Annotated in this window: 17 protein-coding genes and 1 pseudogene; 14 read left to right on the forward strand and 4 right to left on the reverse strand. The window is 63.4% G+C overall.

Annotated elements, in window-relative coordinates; translation table 11 throughout:
- Positions 1 to 52 precede the first annotated feature (52 nt).
- Together I6L32_RS06180 and I6L32_RS06185 are read right to left on the reverse strand one after the other, a co-directional pair.
- On the reverse strand, positions 53 to 1414 hold the full coding sequence (locus tag I6L32_RS06180; protein ID WP_042878608.1) for an aspartate aminotransferase family protein: 1362 nt from the start codon (positions 1412 to 1414) through the stop codon (positions 53 to 55).
- A gap of 291 nt (positions 1415 to 1705) precedes the next feature.
- Positions 1706 to 3037 carry a glutamine synthetase family protein gene (locus I6L32_RS06185; RefSeq protein WP_010676060.1) on the reverse strand — a complete coding sequence of 444 codons (1332 nt, stop codon included), beginning with the start codon at positions 3035 to 3037 and terminating at the stop codon, positions 1706 to 1708.
- Between the two features lie 462 nt (positions 3038 to 3499).
- On the opposite strand from I6L32_RS06185, the gene I6L32_RS06190 reads away from it, so the two are divergent.
- The 9 genes from I6L32_RS06190 (at position 3500) to malZ (ending at position 12118) form a co-directional block, all read left to right on the forward strand.
- Positions 3500 to 3886 carry a TraR/DksA C4-type zinc finger protein gene (locus tag I6L32_RS06190; RefSeq protein ID WP_010676061.1) on the forward strand — a complete coding sequence of 129 codons (387 nt, stop codon included), beginning with the start codon at positions 3500 to 3502 and terminating at the stop codon, positions 3884 to 3886.
- Positions 3887 to 4042: 156 nt separating this feature from the next.
- Positions 4043 to 4903: a hypothetical protein gene (locus I6L32_RS06195; protein ID WP_010676062.1), complete on the forward strand. Its 861-nt coding sequence runs from the start codon at positions 4043 to 4045 to the stop codon at positions 4901 to 4903.
- Between the two features lie 143 nt (positions 4904 to 5046).
- Complete coding sequence (locus I6L32_RS06200) at positions 5047 to 5493, forward strand: DUF962 domain-containing protein (protein WP_010676063.1); 447 nt, start codon at positions 5047 to 5049, stop codon at positions 5491 to 5493.
- 21 nt (positions 5494 to 5514) lie between these two features.
- Complete coding sequence (locus tag I6L32_RS06205) at positions 5515 to 5994, forward strand: CreA family protein (RefSeq protein ID WP_216944825.1); 480 nt, start codon at positions 5515 to 5517, stop codon at positions 5992 to 5994.
- Between the two features lie 77 nt (positions 5995 to 6071).
- Entirely contained in the window at positions 6072 to 7061 is a 990-nt protein-coding gene (locus I6L32_RS06210) for a 2-hydroxyacid dehydrogenase (protein WP_010676065.1), read from the forward strand.
- Positions 7062 to 7165: 104 nt separating this feature from the next.
- Positions 7166 to 8527, forward strand: a complete 1362-nt coding sequence (yegD, locus tag I6L32_RS06215; protein WP_039039669.1) for a molecular chaperone — start codon at positions 7166 to 7168, stop codon at positions 8525 to 8527.
- A 178-nt stretch (positions 8528 to 8705) separates the two neighbouring features.
- Positions 8706 to 9125, forward strand: a complete 420-nt coding sequence (locus I6L32_RS06220) for an META domain-containing protein (RefSeq protein ID WP_010676067.1) — start codon at positions 8706 to 8708, stop codon at positions 9123 to 9125.
- A gap of 69 nt (positions 9126 to 9194) precedes the next feature.
- A complete protein-coding gene (locus I6L32_RS06225) occupies positions 9195 to 10043 on the forward strand; it encodes an HDOD domain-containing protein (protein ID WP_039039670.1) in 849 nt (282 codons plus the stop codon).
- A gap of 245 nt (positions 10044 to 10288) precedes the next feature.
- Complete coding sequence (gene malZ, locus I6L32_RS06230) at positions 10289 to 12118, forward strand: maltodextrin glucosidase (RefSeq protein WP_029314873.1); 1830 nt, start codon at positions 10289 to 10291, stop codon at positions 12116 to 12118.
- Between the two features lie 154 nt (positions 12119 to 12272).
- On the opposite strand, the gene I6L32_RS06235 is transcribed toward malZ, so the two are convergent.
- Positions 12273 to 12806, reverse strand: a complete 534-nt coding sequence (locus tag I6L32_RS06235) for an ATP--cob(I)alamin adenosyltransferase (protein WP_042016441.1) — start codon at positions 12804 to 12806, stop codon at positions 12273 to 12275.
- Positions 12807 to 12900: 94 nt separating this feature from the next.
- The gene (locus I6L32_RS06240) at positions 12901 to 14022 is read right to left on the reverse strand and encodes a DUF5610 domain-containing protein (protein ID WP_069784986.1); all 1122 of its coding nucleotides are present in this window, start codon (positions 14020 to 14022) and stop codon (positions 12901 to 12903) included.
- A 169-nt stretch (positions 14023 to 14191) separates the two neighbouring features.
- On the opposite strand from I6L32_RS06240, the gene trmA reads away from it, so the two are divergent.
- From trmA to I6L32_RS06260, 5 genes and pseudogenes are all read left to right on the forward strand, one after another.
- A complete protein-coding gene (gene trmA / locus I6L32_RS06245) occupies positions 14192 to 15325 on the forward strand; it encodes a tRNA (uridine(54)-C5)-methyltransferase TrmA (RefSeq protein WP_134997227.1) in 1134 nt (377 codons plus the stop codon).
- Between the two features lie 263 nt (positions 15326 to 15588).
- Positions 15589 to 16296, forward strand: coding sequence for a two-component system response regulator RstA (gene rstA / locus I6L32_RS06250; protein ID WP_010676073.1), 708 nt, complete (start codon positions 15589 to 15591; stop codon positions 16294 to 16296).
- A 25-nt stretch (positions 16297 to 16321) separates the two neighbouring features.
- A pseudogene (locus I6L32_RS23060) lies at positions 16322 to 16411 on the forward strand (two-component system response regulator RstA); the annotation flags it as partial.
- A gap of 116 nt (positions 16412 to 16527) precedes the next feature.
- Positions 16528 to 17853 carry a two-component system sensor histidine kinase RstB gene (rstB, locus tag I6L32_RS06255; RefSeq protein WP_048209594.1) on the forward strand — a complete coding sequence of 442 codons (1326 nt, stop codon included), beginning with the start codon at positions 16528 to 16530 and terminating at the stop codon, positions 17851 to 17853.
- A gap of 54 nt (positions 17854 to 17907) precedes the next feature.
- Positions 17908 to 18090 (forward strand): hypothetical protein, encoded by a 183-nt coding sequence (locus tag I6L32_RS06260; protein ID WP_010676075.1) that lies wholly within the window; start codon positions 17908 to 17910, stop codon positions 18088 to 18090.
- Positions 18091 to 18109: the final 19 nt, after the last annotated feature.

Consider the following 18109-nt stretch of genomic DNA (forward strand, 5'->3'; position numbering starts at 1 on the left):
TCCTTGTCTCCTAAGCAAATTGTATGCGTAAGCCAACCTGCCCGGTTCCCGCCTATTCCCGCAGCTTTGCAGCCGTCAGGTCCAGACTGAGCCTGGCCAGTTTGACCAATTCATCCACCTGTTCCTCGGTGATCACCAAGGGGGGCGATATGATCATGGTATCGCCGACAGCCCTCATCACCAAGCCATTGTTAAAACAGAACTCCCGACAGGTCATCCCGGCATGGAGCTCGGCCGGGAAGCGACGTTTCGTCTGCTTGTCCTGCACTATTTCCAGCGCGGCGACCAGGCCTTTTCCACGGGTTTCCCCCACCAGCGGATGGTCCGCCAGCTCAGCCCAGCGGCGCTGCAAATAGGGGCCGATACTATCATGAACTCGCTTAACTATGCTCTCCCTTTGCATAAGCTGGATGTTGGCAATGGCCACGGCGCAGGCGACCGGATGACCGGAATAGGTGAAGCCATGGTTGAACTCCCCCCCCTCTTCCACCAGCACCCTGGCGACCCTGTCCCCCACCATCACGGCGCCCATCGGCAGATAGCCGGAGGTAATGCCCTTGGCCAGGCACATGAGATCGGGTTTGATGCCAAAACCTTCACTGGCAAACCAGTGGCCGGTGCGGCCAAAGCCGCAGATCACCTCGTCGGCGATGAGCAGGATGCCGTACTGGTCGCAGATGCGCTGGATCTCGGGCCAGTAGCTCTCGGGGGGAATGATGACTCCCCCCGCACCCTGGATAGGCTCGCCGATGAAGGCGGCTACCTTGTCCACCCCCAGCTCCAGGATCTTCTCTTCCAACTGGCGGGCACGGGCCAGACCGAACTCGTGGGCGCTCATGCCCTCTCCCTCACCGAAGTGATAGGGCTGGTCGATGTGTACTATGCCCGGAATGGGCAAGCCGCCCTGGGCGTGCATCCCCTTCATGCCGCCCAGACTGGCCCCCGCCACGGTGGAGCCGTGATAGGCATTGTGGCGGCTGATGATCACCTGCTTGTCAGGTTGTCCCTTGCTGGCCCAGTAATGGCGCACCATGCGCAGCACGGTGTCGTTGCACTCGGAACCCGAGCCGGTGAAGAAGACGTGGTTGAGGTGGGAAGGCGTGATCTCGGCCAGCAGGGTGGCCAGCTCGGCAGCAGGGGGGTGGCTGGTCTGGAAGAAAAGGTTGTAGTAGGGCAGCTGCTGCATCTGGCGAGTGGCGGCATCCACCAGCTCCTGACGGCCGTAGCCCATGTTGACGCACCACAGACCTGCCATCCCGTCCAGAATGCGCTTGCCTTCGGAGTCTTCCAGATAGACGCCTTCGGCCTTGGTGATGATGCGACTGCCCTTCTTGTTCAGGGCCTGAAAATCGGTAAACGGATGCAGATGATGGCTGGCTTCCAGTTGCTGCCACTCACGGGTGGTGTGCTGCATTGCTTGCTCCTCGGTTCCTTCGATTCGGCGAATCTTGTCGCCATTCATGAGGGCTCGGATGGCCTGCCCGGTCACTGCCATTCACGGGGCTGGCACTCTCTTGCCTGCTCGATGCCTTTCCGTGGGGCGAACATCGTCGCCAGTTGATTGCAGGTGATCCCCCTCTCCATTGTGGGAGCGGGCCTCACCTTTACTCGGTGCCTTCCGGGTCGCGGGCGCCGCCGCGAGACGGGCCTTCGGCCCCTTGCTTGCGATATGACGGGGAGAGACCTCGCCTCCCCCGGGGACAGATCAGACGTTCAGCAGCAGGAATTCCCGTTCCCAGCGGCTGATCACGCCGAAATAGGTCTCGTACTCCTTGCGCTTGACGGCCACGAAAGCGCGGATGAAGCGCTCCCCCAGCATGTCCTTGATGGGTTCACACTGCTCCAGGTGGCTCAGCGATTCCTCCAGCGAGCGGGGCAGGCTGTAGGGCAGGTCATAGGCACTCGCCTTCATCTCCTGCATGGGTTCCAGCTTCTCCAGCATGCCGAGGTAGCCGCAGGCCAGGGTGGCGGCCAGGGCCAGATACGGGTTGGCATCGGCCCCGGCGAAGCGGTTCTCGACCCGACGTGCGCTCGGTTCGGAGAAGGGTACCCGCAGGCCGCAGGTGCGGTTTTCCACCCCCCACTGCACGTTGCGCGGCGCACTCTCGCCAAAGGTGAGGCGGCGGTAGGAGTTGACGTTCGGCGCCAGCAGGGCGGTCACTGCCGGGGTGTATTTCTGCAGGCCGGCGATGAAATGCATGAACAGATCGGAGTTGCCCCCTTCGCTGGTACCAAACAGGTTGTTGCCATCCATGTCTTCCAGGCTCTGGTGGATGTGCATGGCGGAACCCGGTTCGTTGCTCATGGGCTTGGCCATGAAGGTGGCATAGATGCCGTGGCGATGGGCGGCCTCGCGCATGGTGCGCTTGAACAGAAACACCTGGTCGGCGAGATCGATGGCATCCCCGTGCAGGAAGTTGATCTCCATCTGGGCGGCACCGGATTCGTGGATCAGGGTGTCCACCTCCAGCTCCTGGGCCTCGCAGTAGTCGTACATGTCCTCGAAGATGGGGTCGAATTCGTTCACCGCATCGATGCTGAACGACTGGCGGGCCGTTTCCGGGCGGCCGTTGCGGCCCACCGGCGGTACCAGCGGATAGTCGGGATCTTCGTTGCGGGTCACCAGGTAGAACTCCAGCTCCGGCGCCACCACCGGCTTCCAGCCCTGCTTCTCGTAGAATGACAGAACCCGGCGCAGCACGGAGCGGGGAGCGATGTCGATGAGCTTGCCGTTGACGTCAAAGCAGTCGTGGATCACCTGGGCGGTGGGCTCCAGCGCCCAGGGTACGAAACGAATGGTGTTGGGATCGGGATAGAGCTGCATGTCCCGCTCCAGCGGGTCTATCATGCTGTCGTCATCCGGGTACTCGCCGGTCACCGTCTGGGTGAAGATGACCTCGGGCAGCCGCATGCCCCCCTCGCGCAGAAACTTGTTGGCTGGAATGATCTTGCCTCGGGCATTGCCGGTGAAATCCGGAAACAGGCACTCCACTTCCGTGATGCGATTGCTCTCCATCCAGCCCTTGATACTGTCCATGTTAAACCCCGACTTTACGGTTGCCATTGTCAAGGGTGTCTAATATAAGGAACACCCTTGTTAAGAAAATGTAATCGACCACACCATAAAAGCCCGTGATAAAGGCCTTTGTCAAGCAGCGGTGTTTAAAAAACTATAAACAACGGCCTGTATAATGACCAGCGCGGCACCAAATACTAAACACTTTGTGTCACGATCAGCCCACTGCAAGCTCGATGCCAACGGCGGCGGGATCTCGTTCGATACTCAGTCAGACCCTGTCGGAGAAGGCCCATTTCTTTGCAAGGGCGCACACTCCTTATCCAATTTCCTTTGCATGTCTGCATTTTTTTGGTACAAGGCCCGCCCTGATTTGCACTCTCCTGCATGGATTTGGTGCAAAACGGGATACAAGGGCTTGGTCTGACGACAGACAGCCCCCATCAATGGGTAACATTGGGAAACTGACTGGTAGCAAACCGTATGTGTGATTTCATGACAGAAGACCAACTGACCTTCTACAAAGGCCAGATCGAGCGACAAATCCTTGAGCTCGAAGAACGTCTCAACTCCCAGGCCAGCCAGGCTATCGCCACCGATACCAACGAGATGGCGGATGAAATTGACCGTGCCAGTGTCGAGGAGGCCCGTCGCCTGGAGCTGAACCGCATCGAGCACGACAAGTTGCACCTGCGCAAGCTGAAAGGGGCGTTGAAGCGCATCAATGAAGGGGATTTCGGCTATTGCGAATCCTGTGGCGACGAGATCTCTCTCAAGCGGCTGCAGGCCCGTCCCGAGTCCCGCTTCTGTGTTGAATGCCAGAGCACCAAGGAATTCAACGACACTCACGTGTTCCGTCGCGTCGCCTGATACGGCGAACAAGCCCGGCCTCGGTACGAGCCGGGCACAGGGCAGGTCATGCCCGAAGATGACGCGGCCGGGTGATCCCCGGCCCCTTTCACAGCAAGAGCGTGACAACTTCTGTTAGACTCCGGGCAAGTCCCGGATCCTACAGGAGATCAAAGCGTGAAATGGCTCATCAGGCTGTGCTTGTGCCTGCCATTGCTGGCACAAGCACAGACGCTCACCGTCAAGGTCCCCAGCCGACCGATCAACGATCTCGACAACGAATACCAGCTCAAGCTGCTGGAACTGGCGCTCAACCACGCCGGGCAGCCCTACAAGCTGGAGCGGGTCGACCTCAATCTCAACCAGTACAGCCTCCAGCAGGCGCTTGCCAAGGGCAAGGTCATCAATGTGTTCTGGATGGGTACCTCCAGCGCGCTGGAATCCTCCCTCACCGCAGTACCAATCCCGCTGTTTCGTGGCCTGGAAGGGCTGCGCCTCTCCTTCATCCACGCCGATGCCCAGGAGCGGTTCAACCAGATCAACACCCTGGCAGACCTCAAGAAACTGAAAGCCGCACAGGGGGTGGGCTGGGCCGACAACAAGATCCTGGAACTGGCAGGCATTCCCACCTATGCCGGGCGCTACAGCAACCTGTTTCGCCTGATGAATGACGGCGACAAGCTGGACTTCTTCCCCCGTGGCCTGGTGGAAATCTTCGCCGAACGCAGCGAGCTGGCGGCACAATATCCCAACCTGGTGATCGATCAGCACCTGCTGATCCGCTACCCCTTCGCCGAGTTCTTCTTCGTCAGCCCGGAGTCGCCGAAGCTGGCCAAGGCGATCCAGACCGGCCTCGAGCGTGCCTATGCCGACGGCAGCTTCATGGCGTTCTTTCGGGAGAACCCCAAGATCCGCGAGGCCCTGGCCAGCGCCAATCTGGAGCAGAGAGTCACCATCGCCCTGCCCAATCCCGACATGACCCCCTTGCTCAAAAGCATTCCGGCCCAATATTGGGAATATCCACCGTCGCAGGAGTAAACGGACACAATATCCGGCGTTGAGAATATCCGCCGCCGGGAGCGTGATCAGCCGCGGGTCATCCCATCCGGTGGGCGCAGCCCGCCGCAGACGCACAGGAACGCGAGGTCGCCCGGCCTCAATACGCGCACCAGGGAGGTGCCATGAAACGACTGGATGACTGGTTTCGCGACTACGGCCAGAGCCATCAACACCCCGTCAATGTGGCCATCCACAAGGTGGCGGTGCCAGGCATCTACCTCTGCATCCTGGCACTGCTCTGGTGCCTGCCCGCCGGTCCCCTGCCAGCGTCCCTCAACTGGGCGGGGCTGGCGGCCATCCCGGTGCTGGTCTTCTACCTGCGGCTGTCGTTGACGATCTTTACGGGGATGACGGCCCTGACCGCCCTGGGACTGGCCTTCTGCCACGTCTGGCAGGGGCCGCTGCTGTGGCCTGCCCTCATCGGGTTCGTGCTGTTCTGGATAGCCCAGTTCGTCGGTCACCATATCGAGGGGAAACGCCCCTCCTTTCTCACCGACCTGCAATTTCTGCTGGTAGGCCCCGCCTGGGTGCTGGCCAGCCTCTATCGTCGTTTGGGCATCCCTTTCTGAGGGAGGCCAACAGGAGAGACCATGAGACATCTTCAGACCCTTGCTCGCCCCCTGCCCCTGCTGCTGGGGGCACTGATGGCCGGCCCGGTGCTGGCCGACAAGGCAGATCCCGTCGGCGAGGTGAGCACCGCTTTCAAGCTGCTCGGCCCCAACCACAAGATCCTGGTGGAGGCGTTCGACGACCCGAAAATCGCCGGTGTCGCCTGCTATCTGGCCCGCCCCAAGACCGGCGGCGTCAAGGGTGGCCTTGGGCTGGCGGAAGATCCCTCCCACGCCTCCCTCTCCTGCCACCAGATCGGCCCCATCACCCTGCCCACCAAGCTGAAGGCGGGGGAAGAGGTGTTCGATGTCAGCACCTCGCTGGTGTTCAAGGAGCAGAAGGTGGTGCGTTTTTACGACGAGAAGCGCAATGCCCTTGTCTATCTGACTTACAGCACCAAGTTGGTGGATGGTTCGTACAAGAGTGCGGTGAGTGCCGTCCCCATCATGCCCTGGGGTTGAAACAGCACCACTTATCCCGTGATGACGGTCACTATTTGTTGTAATTTAACCACATCATTATCTACGGAGAGCGCACCATGAGAGTCGCCGTTTTCAGTACCAAGAGCTACGACAAGGAACATTTCCACCAGGCCAACACCCAGTACGGTTTCGATCTGGAGTTCTTCGACGTGCGGCTGGAGGCCAAGACGGCCCGTCTCGCCCACGGCTTCCCCGTGGTCTGCCTGTTCGTCAACGATGATGCCGACCGCGAAGTGCTGACCGAGCTGGCGCAGTACGGCACCAGGGTCATCGCCCTGCGCTGCGCCGGTTACAACAACGTGGATCTGGCCGCTGCCAAGGAGCTGGGACTCAAGGTGGTGCGGGTGCCTGCCTACTCCCCCGAGGCCGTTGCCGAACATGCGGTGGGCCTGATGATGACCCTCAACCGCCGCATCCATAAGGCGTATCAGCGCACCCGGGACGCCAACTTCTCCCTGGAGGGGCTGGTCGGCTTCAACATGCATGGCCGCACCGCCGGCATCATAGGCACCGGCAAGATCGGCATCGCCACCTTGCGCATCCTCAAGGGGTTCGGCATGCGCCTGCTGGTGAGCGATCCCTATCCGAACCAGGCGGCCATCGATCTGGGCGCCGAGTACGTGGATCTCGATACTCTGTTCCGCCAGTCCGATGTCATCAGCCTGCACTGCCCCCTGTTCAAGGAGAACTATCACCTGCTGAACAAGGAGGCCTTCGCCAAGATGAAGGACGGGGTGATGATCATCAACACCAGCCGGGGCGGCCTGCTCGACTCCAACGCCGCCATCGAGGCCCTCAAGACCTCCCGCATCGGCGCCCTGGGGCTGGACGTCTACGAGGAGGAGGAAGACCTCTTCTTCGAGGACAAGTCCAACGAGGTGATCACCGACGACGTCTTCCGCCGCCTGTCTGCCTGCCACAACGTGCTGTTCACCGGTCACCAGGCCTTCCTGACCCGGGAGGCGCTGCACGCCATCGCCGACACCACCCTCAGCAACATCCAGGCCATCGAGAGCCAGGGCCGCTCTGACAACGAAGTGGAGTGATCCCTGAGGCGTTGTCGCCACGCCATTGATCCCGCCGCCGGGTTGTGAGACCCGGCGGCATCGGGTAGGCTACCAGCCCTTTTTTGTACAGGAGTCTGGCCAGCATGTTCATCGGATTTGATTACGGTACCTCCAACTGTGCCGTCGCCGTGATGGAACAGGGCAGCCCCAGGCTGCTGACCCTCTCCGGTTCCCATTACCTTCCCTCCACCCTGCACGCCCCCCACCGGGACGCCATCGCCGGCCTCCTGGCCGAAGGCCTGGCCCCCGTCCAGCAGAGCGAATACCTCAAGCTGCGCGGTCCCGTGGTGACCCGGGCACAAGCGGTGCGCCGCCAGATGCGCGAAGAGGGACTCATCGACGAGCTGAGCTTCGGCGGTGCGGCGCTGGCGCGCTATCTGGAAGAGCCGGACGAGGGCTACTACATCAAGTCACCCAAATCCTTTCTCGGGGCCTATGGCCTCAAGGCTCCCCAGATCGCCCTGTTCGAGGACATTGTCTGCGCCATGATGCTGCACGTGCGCCGGGAGGCGGAGCAGCAGACGGGCAGCACCATCCGCCAGGCGGTGATCGGCCGACCGGTCAACTTCCAGGGACTGGCGGGGGAAGAGAGCAACCGCCAGGCCATCGCCATCCTGAGGGAGGCGGCACGCCTCGCCGGGTTCGAGCGGGTGGAGTTCCTCTATGAGCCGGTGGCCGCCGGCTTCGAGTTCGAAGCGCGCCTCACCGAGGATGCGGTGGTGCTGGTGGTGGACATCGGGGGCGGGACCACCGACTGCTCCGTACTGCGCATGGGCCCGAGCCACCGTGACCAGCTGGATCGCAGCGGCGATCTGCTCGGTCACAGCGGCCAGCGCATCGGGGGCAACGACTTCGACATCCGCCTGACCGTGGAGGGCATGATGCCGCTGCTCGGCATGCACGAGACCCTCAAGACCGGCAAGCCGCTGCCCCATCCCCTGTTCTGGGATGCCGCCGCCATCAATGACGTCAGTGCCCAGAGCCGTTTCTACAGCCTGGATACCGCCCGCCAGTTGCAGGATCTCCAGCTCGACAGCCAGCCAGGCAGCAAGCTCCCGCGCCTCGCCAGCCTGCGGGCCCACAAGCTGAGCCATCAACTGGTGTGGCGCGCCGAGCAGGGCAAGATCGCCCTCTCCGACCACGAGCACAATCACCAGACCCTGAACGAGCTGGAAAAAGGGCTGGAGGCGGCACTCACCCGCCCCCAGCTGGCCAGTGCTTCCGCCCCCTTGCTGGAGAAGATTGGCGAGCTGATGGACGAGGCTATCCTGGCGGCAGGCGTGCAGCCTGACCGGGTCTTCGTCACCGGCGGCAGTGCCCGCTCCCCCCTCATCAAGGCCTTCATCCAGCAGAAACTGCCCAAGGTACCGCTGGAGGGGGGTGATGACTTCGGTTCGGTGGCCTCGGGCCTCGCCCGCTATGCCGAGCGCCTGTTTGCGGACTGAGACGGCCAGGGGAGCCATGGGCAACCGGTAGACAGGTTCGCTCGGGGCGGGTGTTGCCATTTGCCGACACCCCCTCTTCCCCCGGGGCGACAGAAGCGGTCGGGCTCCTCCCCCCTCGCCCTGCCGCCCGGGCCCGGGGACGGGTATGCTTGTCATACCCACCACCGGAGCCCCTTCAATGCCCAGATACCTGCTACTGCTGCTCGCCCTGCTTCTGCTCAGCGCCTGCAGCAGTGCTCCCCGCTTTGCCTCGCAAGATCTGCAACACCATCACTGGGTGCTCGATCGGCTGGATGGCCAGGCCATCGCCAGCCGCCGCAGCAATCCCCCCGACATCGAGATCGGTGAACACTTCACCGTCAACGGCATCGCCGGTTGCAACCGCTACTTCGGCCAGGGTCACCTCAAGGGGAACAAGCTCTGGGTCACCAGCCTCGGCAGCACCGCCATGGCCTGCCCCCCCGAACTCGATCTGATAGAGCAGGCCGTGCTCGCCACCCTGACGGAGGGGGCCACACTGAGCGGTTCCACCCAGACCCTGATCCTCCAGGGAAAACGGCACCGTTTGGAATACAGGCTGCAAGACTGGGTGTACTAGGGCTCACAAAACCGCTCGCCAGCAGGAACAACTGGCCAGGCTGTGGCACAATATGAGGCATTGTTAGCAATGGAGGCTGCCTCAGCCATGTCGATGGATCGCCTGTTTGGCAAGATCAAGCAACTGCCCACAATTCCGAAACTGCTGCACGAGCTGATGCAGAGTTTCAACGACGAGAATGCCCGCATCGACGAGATCGCGGCCAAGATCGCCATGGACCAGGTGATCAGCGTCAAGGTACTGCGGATGGCCAACTCCGCCGCCCTGCGCCGTGGCAATGAAATCACCTCCATCGAACAGGCGGTGATCCGCCTCGGTTTCAACCGCCTGCGCTCCGTGGTGGTCGCCTCCGGTATCATCAGCAGCTTCAAGGCCCCTCCCGGCTTTGACAAGCTCCACTTCTGGACCCAGACCTTCCAGGTCGCCACCATTGCCCGCACCCTGGCACAGCAGACCACCTCGGTGGATCCCGAGACCGCCTTCACCTGCGCCCTCATTCACAACATCGGCGAGCTGCTGATCCAGAGCACCCTGCCGGAAGAGGCGGGGCTCATCAATCTGGCCATCGAGAAAGGCAGCAGCCGGGTCGATGCCCAGCGGGAGATGCTGGGTTACGACTATGCCCAGCTCGGCGCAGAGCTGGCGCGGCGCTGGAACCTGTCGCCCGCCTTCGTGGATGCCATCGCCCAGCAGCTCGACCCCCTCTCCCACGATCCGGTCAGCAAGGAGGCCGTGCTCATCCGGCTCGCCGTCTTCGTCTCCTTCGCCTGGCAGGCCGGCGTACCGGCACAGGCCATCATCGCCCGTTTCCCCAGAACCCTGGCTGACCAGCTGGGGCTGGATCCCGCCAGCCTGGCGGATCAGCTGGAGCAGCTCCACGAGCAGGGCAACGCCCTGGCCGATTTGCTGACCCAGTAGATGTACAACGGCCGATCAGCAGGAGCCGGATCCCCGTCTCATTCTGGCGGATCAGCTCGAACAGCTGCACGAACAAGGCAACGCCCTGGCCGATTTGCTGACCCAATAGCGTCACGGCAGACCGCCCAGCCAAGCCGGAAGCACCGTCTCATTCTGGCCGGTCGTCACATACACACGCCCATGGACGGGATAAGATGGCCTGCGCCCATCCCCCATTCCTGAGCCTCTCTGACACAGTAGATACCATGACCCATCCCTTCCTGTTTCACCCCCAGGCGGCACCCTGGTTCAAAGAGAGTGCCGACACCCTGCAGCTCACCCTGTTCAGCGAGCTGGACGCCCCCATCCGCGAGGTGTGGCTGCGCCACGAGCCGGACAACGAGGAGTATCTGGTCGCCATGACGCCGGTCGCCACCCGGGACAGGCTTCAGGTCTGGCAGGTCGAACTGCCGCTGGCCAGGGGGCAGGAGATCCACCTCTACTGCTTCAAGTGCCTCACCGACGAGGAGCAGTGGTGGCTGCACGGGGCAGGCGTCAGCGCCGCCATGCCGCCACGGGAGCAGCATTTCCGCTTCAACAGCCATCACCAGCCCCCGGCCTGGGTGCAGGATCAGGTGTTCTACCAGATCTTCCCCGACCGCTTCTGCAACGGCGACCCGTCGCTGAGCGTCAAGCATCACGAGTACGAGTACAGGGGCAAGGCGGTCATCAGCAAGGCCTGGGGCGAGCCGGTCAGCCGCCACGAAGAGGGGCACGGCGCCTGTGAATTCTACGGCGGGGATCTGGCGGGCATCGACGCCAAACTGCACTACCTGCAATCCCTGGGGGTGACGGCGCTCTACCTCAACCCCATCTTCGATTCGCCGAGCAACCACAAGTACGACACCCAGGACTACTTCAAGGTGGATGCGCACCTCGGTACCAATGCCCAGTTTGCCGAGCTGACCCGCAACCTGCACCAGCGCGGCATGCGGATCATCCTGGATGCGGTGGTCAACCACACCTCCACCGAGCACCCCTGGTTCTGCCCGCCGCTGGGCGCCCAGAGCAACCCGGACTCCCCCTGGCGCAGCTTCTACACCTTCGATCAGGAAGGGGATTATGTTAGCTGGAAAGGGATCCGCAGCCTGCCCAAGCTGGATTTCTCAAGTGAACAGGTGCAGGACGCCGTTTATCGGGCAGACAACGCCATTCTGCGCTACTGGATGCGCGCCCCCTACCAGATCGATGGCTGGCGCTTTGACGTCATCCACATGCTGGGGGAGCGGGGCACTGCCGAGGGCAATCGCGGCCATGTGCGCGCCATTCGCGGCGCGGTGAAGCAGGAGAATCCGGACGCCTACGTGCTGGGCGAGCACTTCTTCGAGGCGAGCCAGTGGCTGCAGGGGGATCAGGAGGATGGCGCGATGAACTACTACGGCTTCGCCCACCCCATCCGCGCCTTCCTGGCGGGGCAGGACATCGCCTATCACCCCATCAAGATCAGCGCCACCGAGCTGGATCACTGGCTCAAGCTGGCGCGGGCCCATATTCCGTTCAAGAACCAGCTGGCCCAGTTCAACCTGCTGGACAGCCACGACACCGCCCGCTTCCTGCACCTGCTGGGGGAAGACAAGCAGCGGATGCGACTCGCCGCCACCCTGCTCATCACCTACATCGGCGTGCCCTCCATCTACTACGGCGACGAGGTGGGGCTCTCCGGCGGCAACGACCCGGACTGCCGCCGCTGCTTCCCCTGGGATACCACCGACTGGGATCACGTGCTGCACGACCACTATCGCCGCCTGATCCAGCTGCGCCGCCAGCGCCCGGCCCTGCGTCGGGGAGACATCCAGACCCTCTACGCCGGCCCTCACAGCTATGTGTTCGCCCGTACCCTGCAAAGCGATCAGGTGGTGGTCGCCTGCAACCGCCACCCCACGGAGCCGCGCACCATCAGCCTGCCCCTGTGGCAGACCGCCAGCCCCGCCAGCCGCTTCACCGACGCCTTCAACGGCGACAAGTTCGAGGTGGTGCAGGGGGAGGTGCAGCTCACCATCCCGGCCAACTCGGCCAGGGTACTGCTGTCGAGCTAGGGATAGCGGCAATAGAAAACCGGCGCTCGGGGCGCCGGTTTTTTTATGCCTGCATCCCCCGAAGTGACGGATGCTGCCTCATCGCTGTTTTTCGATCCAATAACCCTACGTCGCCATGTGTGATGCGACGAATGCATCAAACATCATCTCTTCATCAGTAGTTGATGCTGACATAGGGGACTTCGGTCACATCCCACGCCTGCTTGAGGTAGACGGTGAGCACGAAGAAGAAGTTGGCCAGCAGGTTGGCGAAGCGATAGAGGATAGGATCGAAGCGCACGCCGCTCTCTTCCAGGCGCACCAGCAGACGCACCACCTTCTTGCTGCCACAGCGGCACAGGTGCAGGGTGGGAATGGGCTGGGGCCCCTGGGGCAGCACGAAGCCGGTCACCCGGCCGCGACTCGCCTCGTTGTAGTGATCGTACCGCCCCTTCAGCCAGTCCAGATCCTCCTCGAAGATGCCGAGCCGTCCCCGCACCGAGCCGTTGAGGTTGTAGATGAGCCGCTGCAGGGTCGCCAGATCCGCCATCACGGGCCGGGTATCCTCATCCGGCATCAGATGAGAGAGCACGGCCCCCACCTGGCAGCAGAGCTCGTCGGTGGCGATCTCGTAGTCGCACTGGAACTGGGTTTCGAAGATGAAGGGGTAGCAGAGCTCGCGCTTGTCTCTTGGCTTCTTGGGGTTCATGGCATCGCCGGGCTGGGGAAAAGGGCAGTGTGCCAGCCCGGGGACGGGCTGGCAAACACCCCGCCCCCGCCAGCATCACGGGGGCGTCGCCAGACTAGCCGGTCGCCATCTGCTGGCCAAGCAGCCTCATGGCCTCCAGCATCCGCTGGTTGAAGCCCATGAAGCCTGCCCCCTGGGTCGCCCCGTCCTGACCCCGCGCCGCCAGCACGGTGGGTGTCAGCGCCTCCTGCTGGGAAGGGGGCAGCAGGGCGTCGGCCTGCTGCTGCAACCGGCTGAGCCTCGGCAGGTAGTCCGCCAGGGGCTTGAGGCTCTCCTGCAGGGAACTGGCCCCCTGGTAGGTCTGACTCAACTTGGCCGATTGCTTGAGCTTGAGGGAGTAGGAGACCAGCTGGCTGTCATCCAGTTGCAGCCCGTTCAGCCCGTCCGCCAGGGTCTTGCCGTCGCCCCCCTTGAAGAACTGCCCGGCCAGCTCGTCCAGCCCCTTGACCAGGGTGCCGATGGCATCCATCTCGGCACTGTCGAGATCCCCCTCCAGGGAGAAGTCGAAGCTCTGGCTCGACTTGAGGCTGAACTGGCTGCCACCCCCGTCGCTCTGGGACTTGAACTGCCAGCTGTCGCTGAAGCGCAGCATCACCTTGTCCCCGTCCCGGGTCTCGATCTCGAGGAGGGCCTGCTGGCGGCTGGCCATCCTGGCATCCCCCAGATCCGTGGTCGACACCTTGCCGAAGAACTCCTTCTCGAACTCGTCGAGCCCCTTCTGGATCAGCTTGTAGCTCTGATCCATGCCGGTCTTGATGTCCTCGTTGTCCGCCCAGTCACCGAGCTGCTTCCTGGCGTCACCGAAGCCCTTGTCCACCCCCTTGCGGGCCTGCTCCATCATCTTGGTCAGGTCGTCGTCGGACTTGCCGTCGGCACGGGCCGCGCCTATCCGCCCGGTGACGAACTGCAACACGTTGTCCGCCACCGACTGGAAATCGAACAGGGTCTCCGGGGTGATCTCCTGGGGCTCCTGCACCTTGGGTGCCTTGTAGCCCTGGCCATTGATCTCCAGCGCAAATTGCAGCGCCTGCTGGATCAGCACCTGGGCCCATTTCGGGGGCTTGTTCAGGGAGACCTCATCCCCCTTGTCCGCCGTCTTCGACTCCGTCTGTTGAGGCGATTTGGGAGCAATGCCCACTCCCTTGGGTTGGGCTGTGCCCATGCCATCAATTTGCATCATTACTCTCCCGCCTATAGTGGTGGATCGGTTATCGGCCCGACTGGCCACTTCTTGACCACAAAAAACTTGGACAATCCGCAACGGCCTTTTAAAATCCCCACCCTTTGGTTGGCTGCGGCCTTCCCCCGGTCTTTCCCCGGCTCAGCCCGGTGCATGCGAGGTATCCATGACTCAATCCCAGCCCTCTTCCGCCGACGCCCAGGGCAGACGGACTCCTGCCGACTACCAGGCCCAGCTCGACGAGAAGCGCGATCGCCTCACCCAGCTGTTCGCCCCCTTCAATCCGCCTGCGCTGGAGCTGCACGCCTCTCCCGCCGAACACTACCGGATGCGCGCCGAGTTCCGCATCTGGCACGAGGGGGACGACCTCTTCCACTGCATGTATGCACCGGCCACCAAGGAGATCATCCGGGTCGACAGCTTCCCCACCGCCAGCCTGCTCATCAACCGGCTGATGCCGGTGCTGCTGGCCGGGCTACGCCCGCACCCCGTGCTGCGCAAGAAGCTGTTCCAGATCGACTATCTCTCCACCCAGTCCGGCCAGATCTGCGTCAGCCTGCTCTACCACCGCAAGCTGGAAGCCGAGTGGCAGCAGGCCGCCGAGGCCCTGCAGGCCGACCTGCGGGCCAAGGGGTTCGAGCTGCAACTGATTGGCCGCGCCCACAAGCAGAAGATCTGTCTCGGGGATGACTTCGTCATCGAACGCCTGACCGTGCAGGGGCGCGAGCTGGTCTACAAGCAGGTGGAAAACAGCTTCACCCAGCCCAACGCCGCCATCAACGAACAGATGCTGGGCTGGGCCCTGGACGTGACCAAGGGGAGCGAGGGGGACCTGCTGGAGCTCTACTGCGGCAACGGCAACTTCTCCATCGCTCTGGCGCAGAACTTTCGCAAGGTGCTGGCCACCGAGATCGCCAAGCCGAGCGTGGACTCCGCCCAGTTCAACATCGCCGCCAACGGTGTCGACAACCTGATCATCCTGCGCATGTCGGCGGAGGAGTTCACCATGGCGATGCGCGGCGAGCGGGAGTTCAACCGCCTCAAGGGGGTCGATCTTCGCGCCTACCAGTGCAACACCATCTTCGTCGACCCGCCCCGGGCCGGTCTGGACGACGCCACCGTCAAGCTGGTGCAGGATTACGACAACATCCTCTACATCTCCTGCAACCCCGAGACCCTGCAGGCCAACATGGCCGTGCTCGGTGAAACCCACGAGATCGCCCGCTTCGCCCTGTTCGACCAGTTCCCCTGGACCCACCACATGGAAGCCGGGGTGTACCTGAAGCGCAAGGGCGGCTGATCCGGGTGGTTCCCCGGCTGCTCCATGGCAGCAGGGGCCGCTATGGCCACTGAAGGGCACGGATCCTGCCTCATCGCGCTGCCCCGACCCGCCACGGGACAAGTGGGGGCGGCCCGATGCCAACCGCTTCATCCTGCCCCCCATCCCCCCGGGAGAAGGGGCAAAAACCCCCGCATTGATTAGTTATCCCGGTGCAGAGCGCGGACGCAGCCGTTATGCTGGCGACACGCCCACTCACGCCATGACCGGGGAATCACGCCACCATGCCACGCGTTCTGTTTGTTGAAGACGATCCCGAGATAGGCCAGCTCATCAGCAGCTGGCTCGGTCGCCACGACATCGAGGTGCTGCTGGAGACCCGGGGTGACCGGGCTCTCGACAGGGCCCTGGCCGAGCAGCCGGATCTGGTGCTGCTCGACATCATGCTGCCGGGGCAGGATGGCCTCTCCCTGTGCCGGGATCTGCGTCCGCGCTTTGCCGGCCCCATCGTCATGCTCACCTCGCTCGACAGCGACATGAACCAGATCCTGAGCCTGGAGCTGGGGGCCAACGACTACATCCTCAAGACCACGCCCCCCCCGGTGCTGCTGGCCCGGCTGCGGGTCCAGTTTCGCCAGCAGGGGCAGAGCCAGCAGGCCGTGGTCCCCGCCGCCCCACCCCAGCGCCTGCAGTTCGGCCGCCTCCAGATAGACGGCCCGGGTCGGGACGTGCGCCTCGATGGGGAGAGCATCCCCCTCTCCACCGCCGATTTCGACCTCCTGTGGGAGCTGGCCTGCCACGCGGGCCAGATCCTGGGGCGGGAGGCGCTGTTTCGCAGCCTGCGGGGGCGCGACTACGACGGCCAGGATCGCAGCATGGACGTGGCCATCTCCCGTCTGCGCCGCCGGCTCGGGGATGACAGCAACAACCCGACCCGCATCAAGACGGTGCGCCAGAAGGGTTATCTACTCGTACCCCAGGCCTGGGAATGAGCTGGTGTCTCACACGCCTGCACACCAGAAGCCAGGGAATGACAGCAACAACTCGATCTGGATCAAGACGGTGCGCCAGAAGGGTTACCTGCTAGTACCCCAGGCCTGGGAATAAGCCCCGCCGAATGACCTTGATGCTCTCAGCGCCCTTCTCCCCTTGCGGGAGAAGGGTTGGGGATGAGGGGCAACAAGGCAATGCCCAGACGCAATCCAGGCAAGAGGAGAGCCCCGATGCGACGCCTGTTTATCCAGTTCTATCTGCTGCTGATAGGCTGCTTCACCCTCGCCATTCTGCTCATCGGGCTGGTCTATCAGGTCAGTGCAGAGCGGGCGGGGGACCGTTATCTGGAGCGGATGATGCAAGGCTCCCTCGGCCTGCTCACTGGCGAGCTGGCCCGGCTGCCGCCGGAACACTGGGCCACCCGCACCGGCGAGCAGAGCCGCCAGCTCAATCTGCCGCTGCAGATCGGCGTCCTCGCCAACCAGCCCCTGGCCAGCGAGGATCAGGCCTTCCTCGAGGCGGGCAACATCGTCATCGTCGAAGAGGATGACACCTTCCTGCAGCGCATCCCGAACACCGACAAGGTGCTGATCGTCGGCCCCGTCCCCTACCTCTCCTACCTGCACGAGCTGCACTGGGTGGACGTGGGGTTGCTGCTGCTCATCGGCCTTTCCCTCGGCCTGCCCATCCTGCTCTGGCTGCGCCCTCACTGGCGCGGCCTGCAACAGCTCGAACAGACCGCCCGCCGGGTCGGCGACGGGGATCTCTCCTGTCGCACCGGTTTGCCGCCCGGCAGCAGCCTGGGCCGGGTCGGCCGCACCTTCGACCAGATGGCGGAGCAGTTGCAGGCCATGCTGGCCAGTCGCAAGCAGTTGACCGACGCCATCGCCCACGAGCTGCGCTCCCCCCTGGTGCGGCTGCGCTATCGCCTCGCCATGCTGGCCGAGCCTCCCTCACCCGAGGAGCAGCAGGGACTGGAGCGGGACCTCGGCGCCCTCGATGCCCTCATCGAGGAGATGCTCACCTATGCCAGGCTCGATCGCCCCGAACTGCCGCTGCAATGCAGCGATCTGGAGCTCGGCAGTTGGGCCGGCAGCCGCCTGGCCGACTGGCAGGCCCTGCGACCGGACAAGCGGCTCGACTTCGTGCGCCCGGCCATGGCTCTGCCCTGGCGCGGCGACACCCGATTGCTGGACCGGGCGCTGGAAAACCTCATCGGCAACGCCCTGCGCCATGCCACCAGCCAGGCAAGCCTCTGCATAGCGCGACAGGGGGACGACTATCTGCTGGAGGTCGCCGACGATGGCCCCGGCATCGATCCCGCGCTGGCCCCGCAAATCTTCGAGCCCTTCGTGCGCCTGGATCAGAGCCGGGACAGACGCACCGGCGGCGCCGGGCTGGGGCTGGCCATCGTGCGCAGCATCGCCCACCACCACGGCGGCGAGGTGCAACTGCTGCCAAGCAGCAGCGGTGCCCGTTTCTGCCTGACCCTGCCCGTACATTTGGATACAAACCGTCACCAGTCGCTCACTGAACCGCAGGTCGAACAGCCCTAGGATGAAGTCATGGAGAAACGCTCCATGTCATCAAACCGAACGAGGAACTGGAATATGAACAAGCTGATCCCCCTGACTCTGGCCGCTGTCTTCGCCCTGACCTCCGGCTTCACCATGGCCGCCACCCCGACCAAGGCCGCCGCTCCCCACGCCACCCAGACCAAGGTCGTGAAAAAGCATCACAAGGCTGCCCACGCCAAGGCGCCGGCCGTCAAGGTTGCCCCCAAGACCAAGTAAGCCGCCCGCTTCCGCCATG

The organism is Aeromonas sp. FDAARGOS 1402 (assembly GCF_019046925.1).
GTDB lineage: Bacteria > Pseudomonadota > Gammaproteobacteria > Enterobacterales > Aeromonadaceae > Aeromonas > Aeromonas caviae.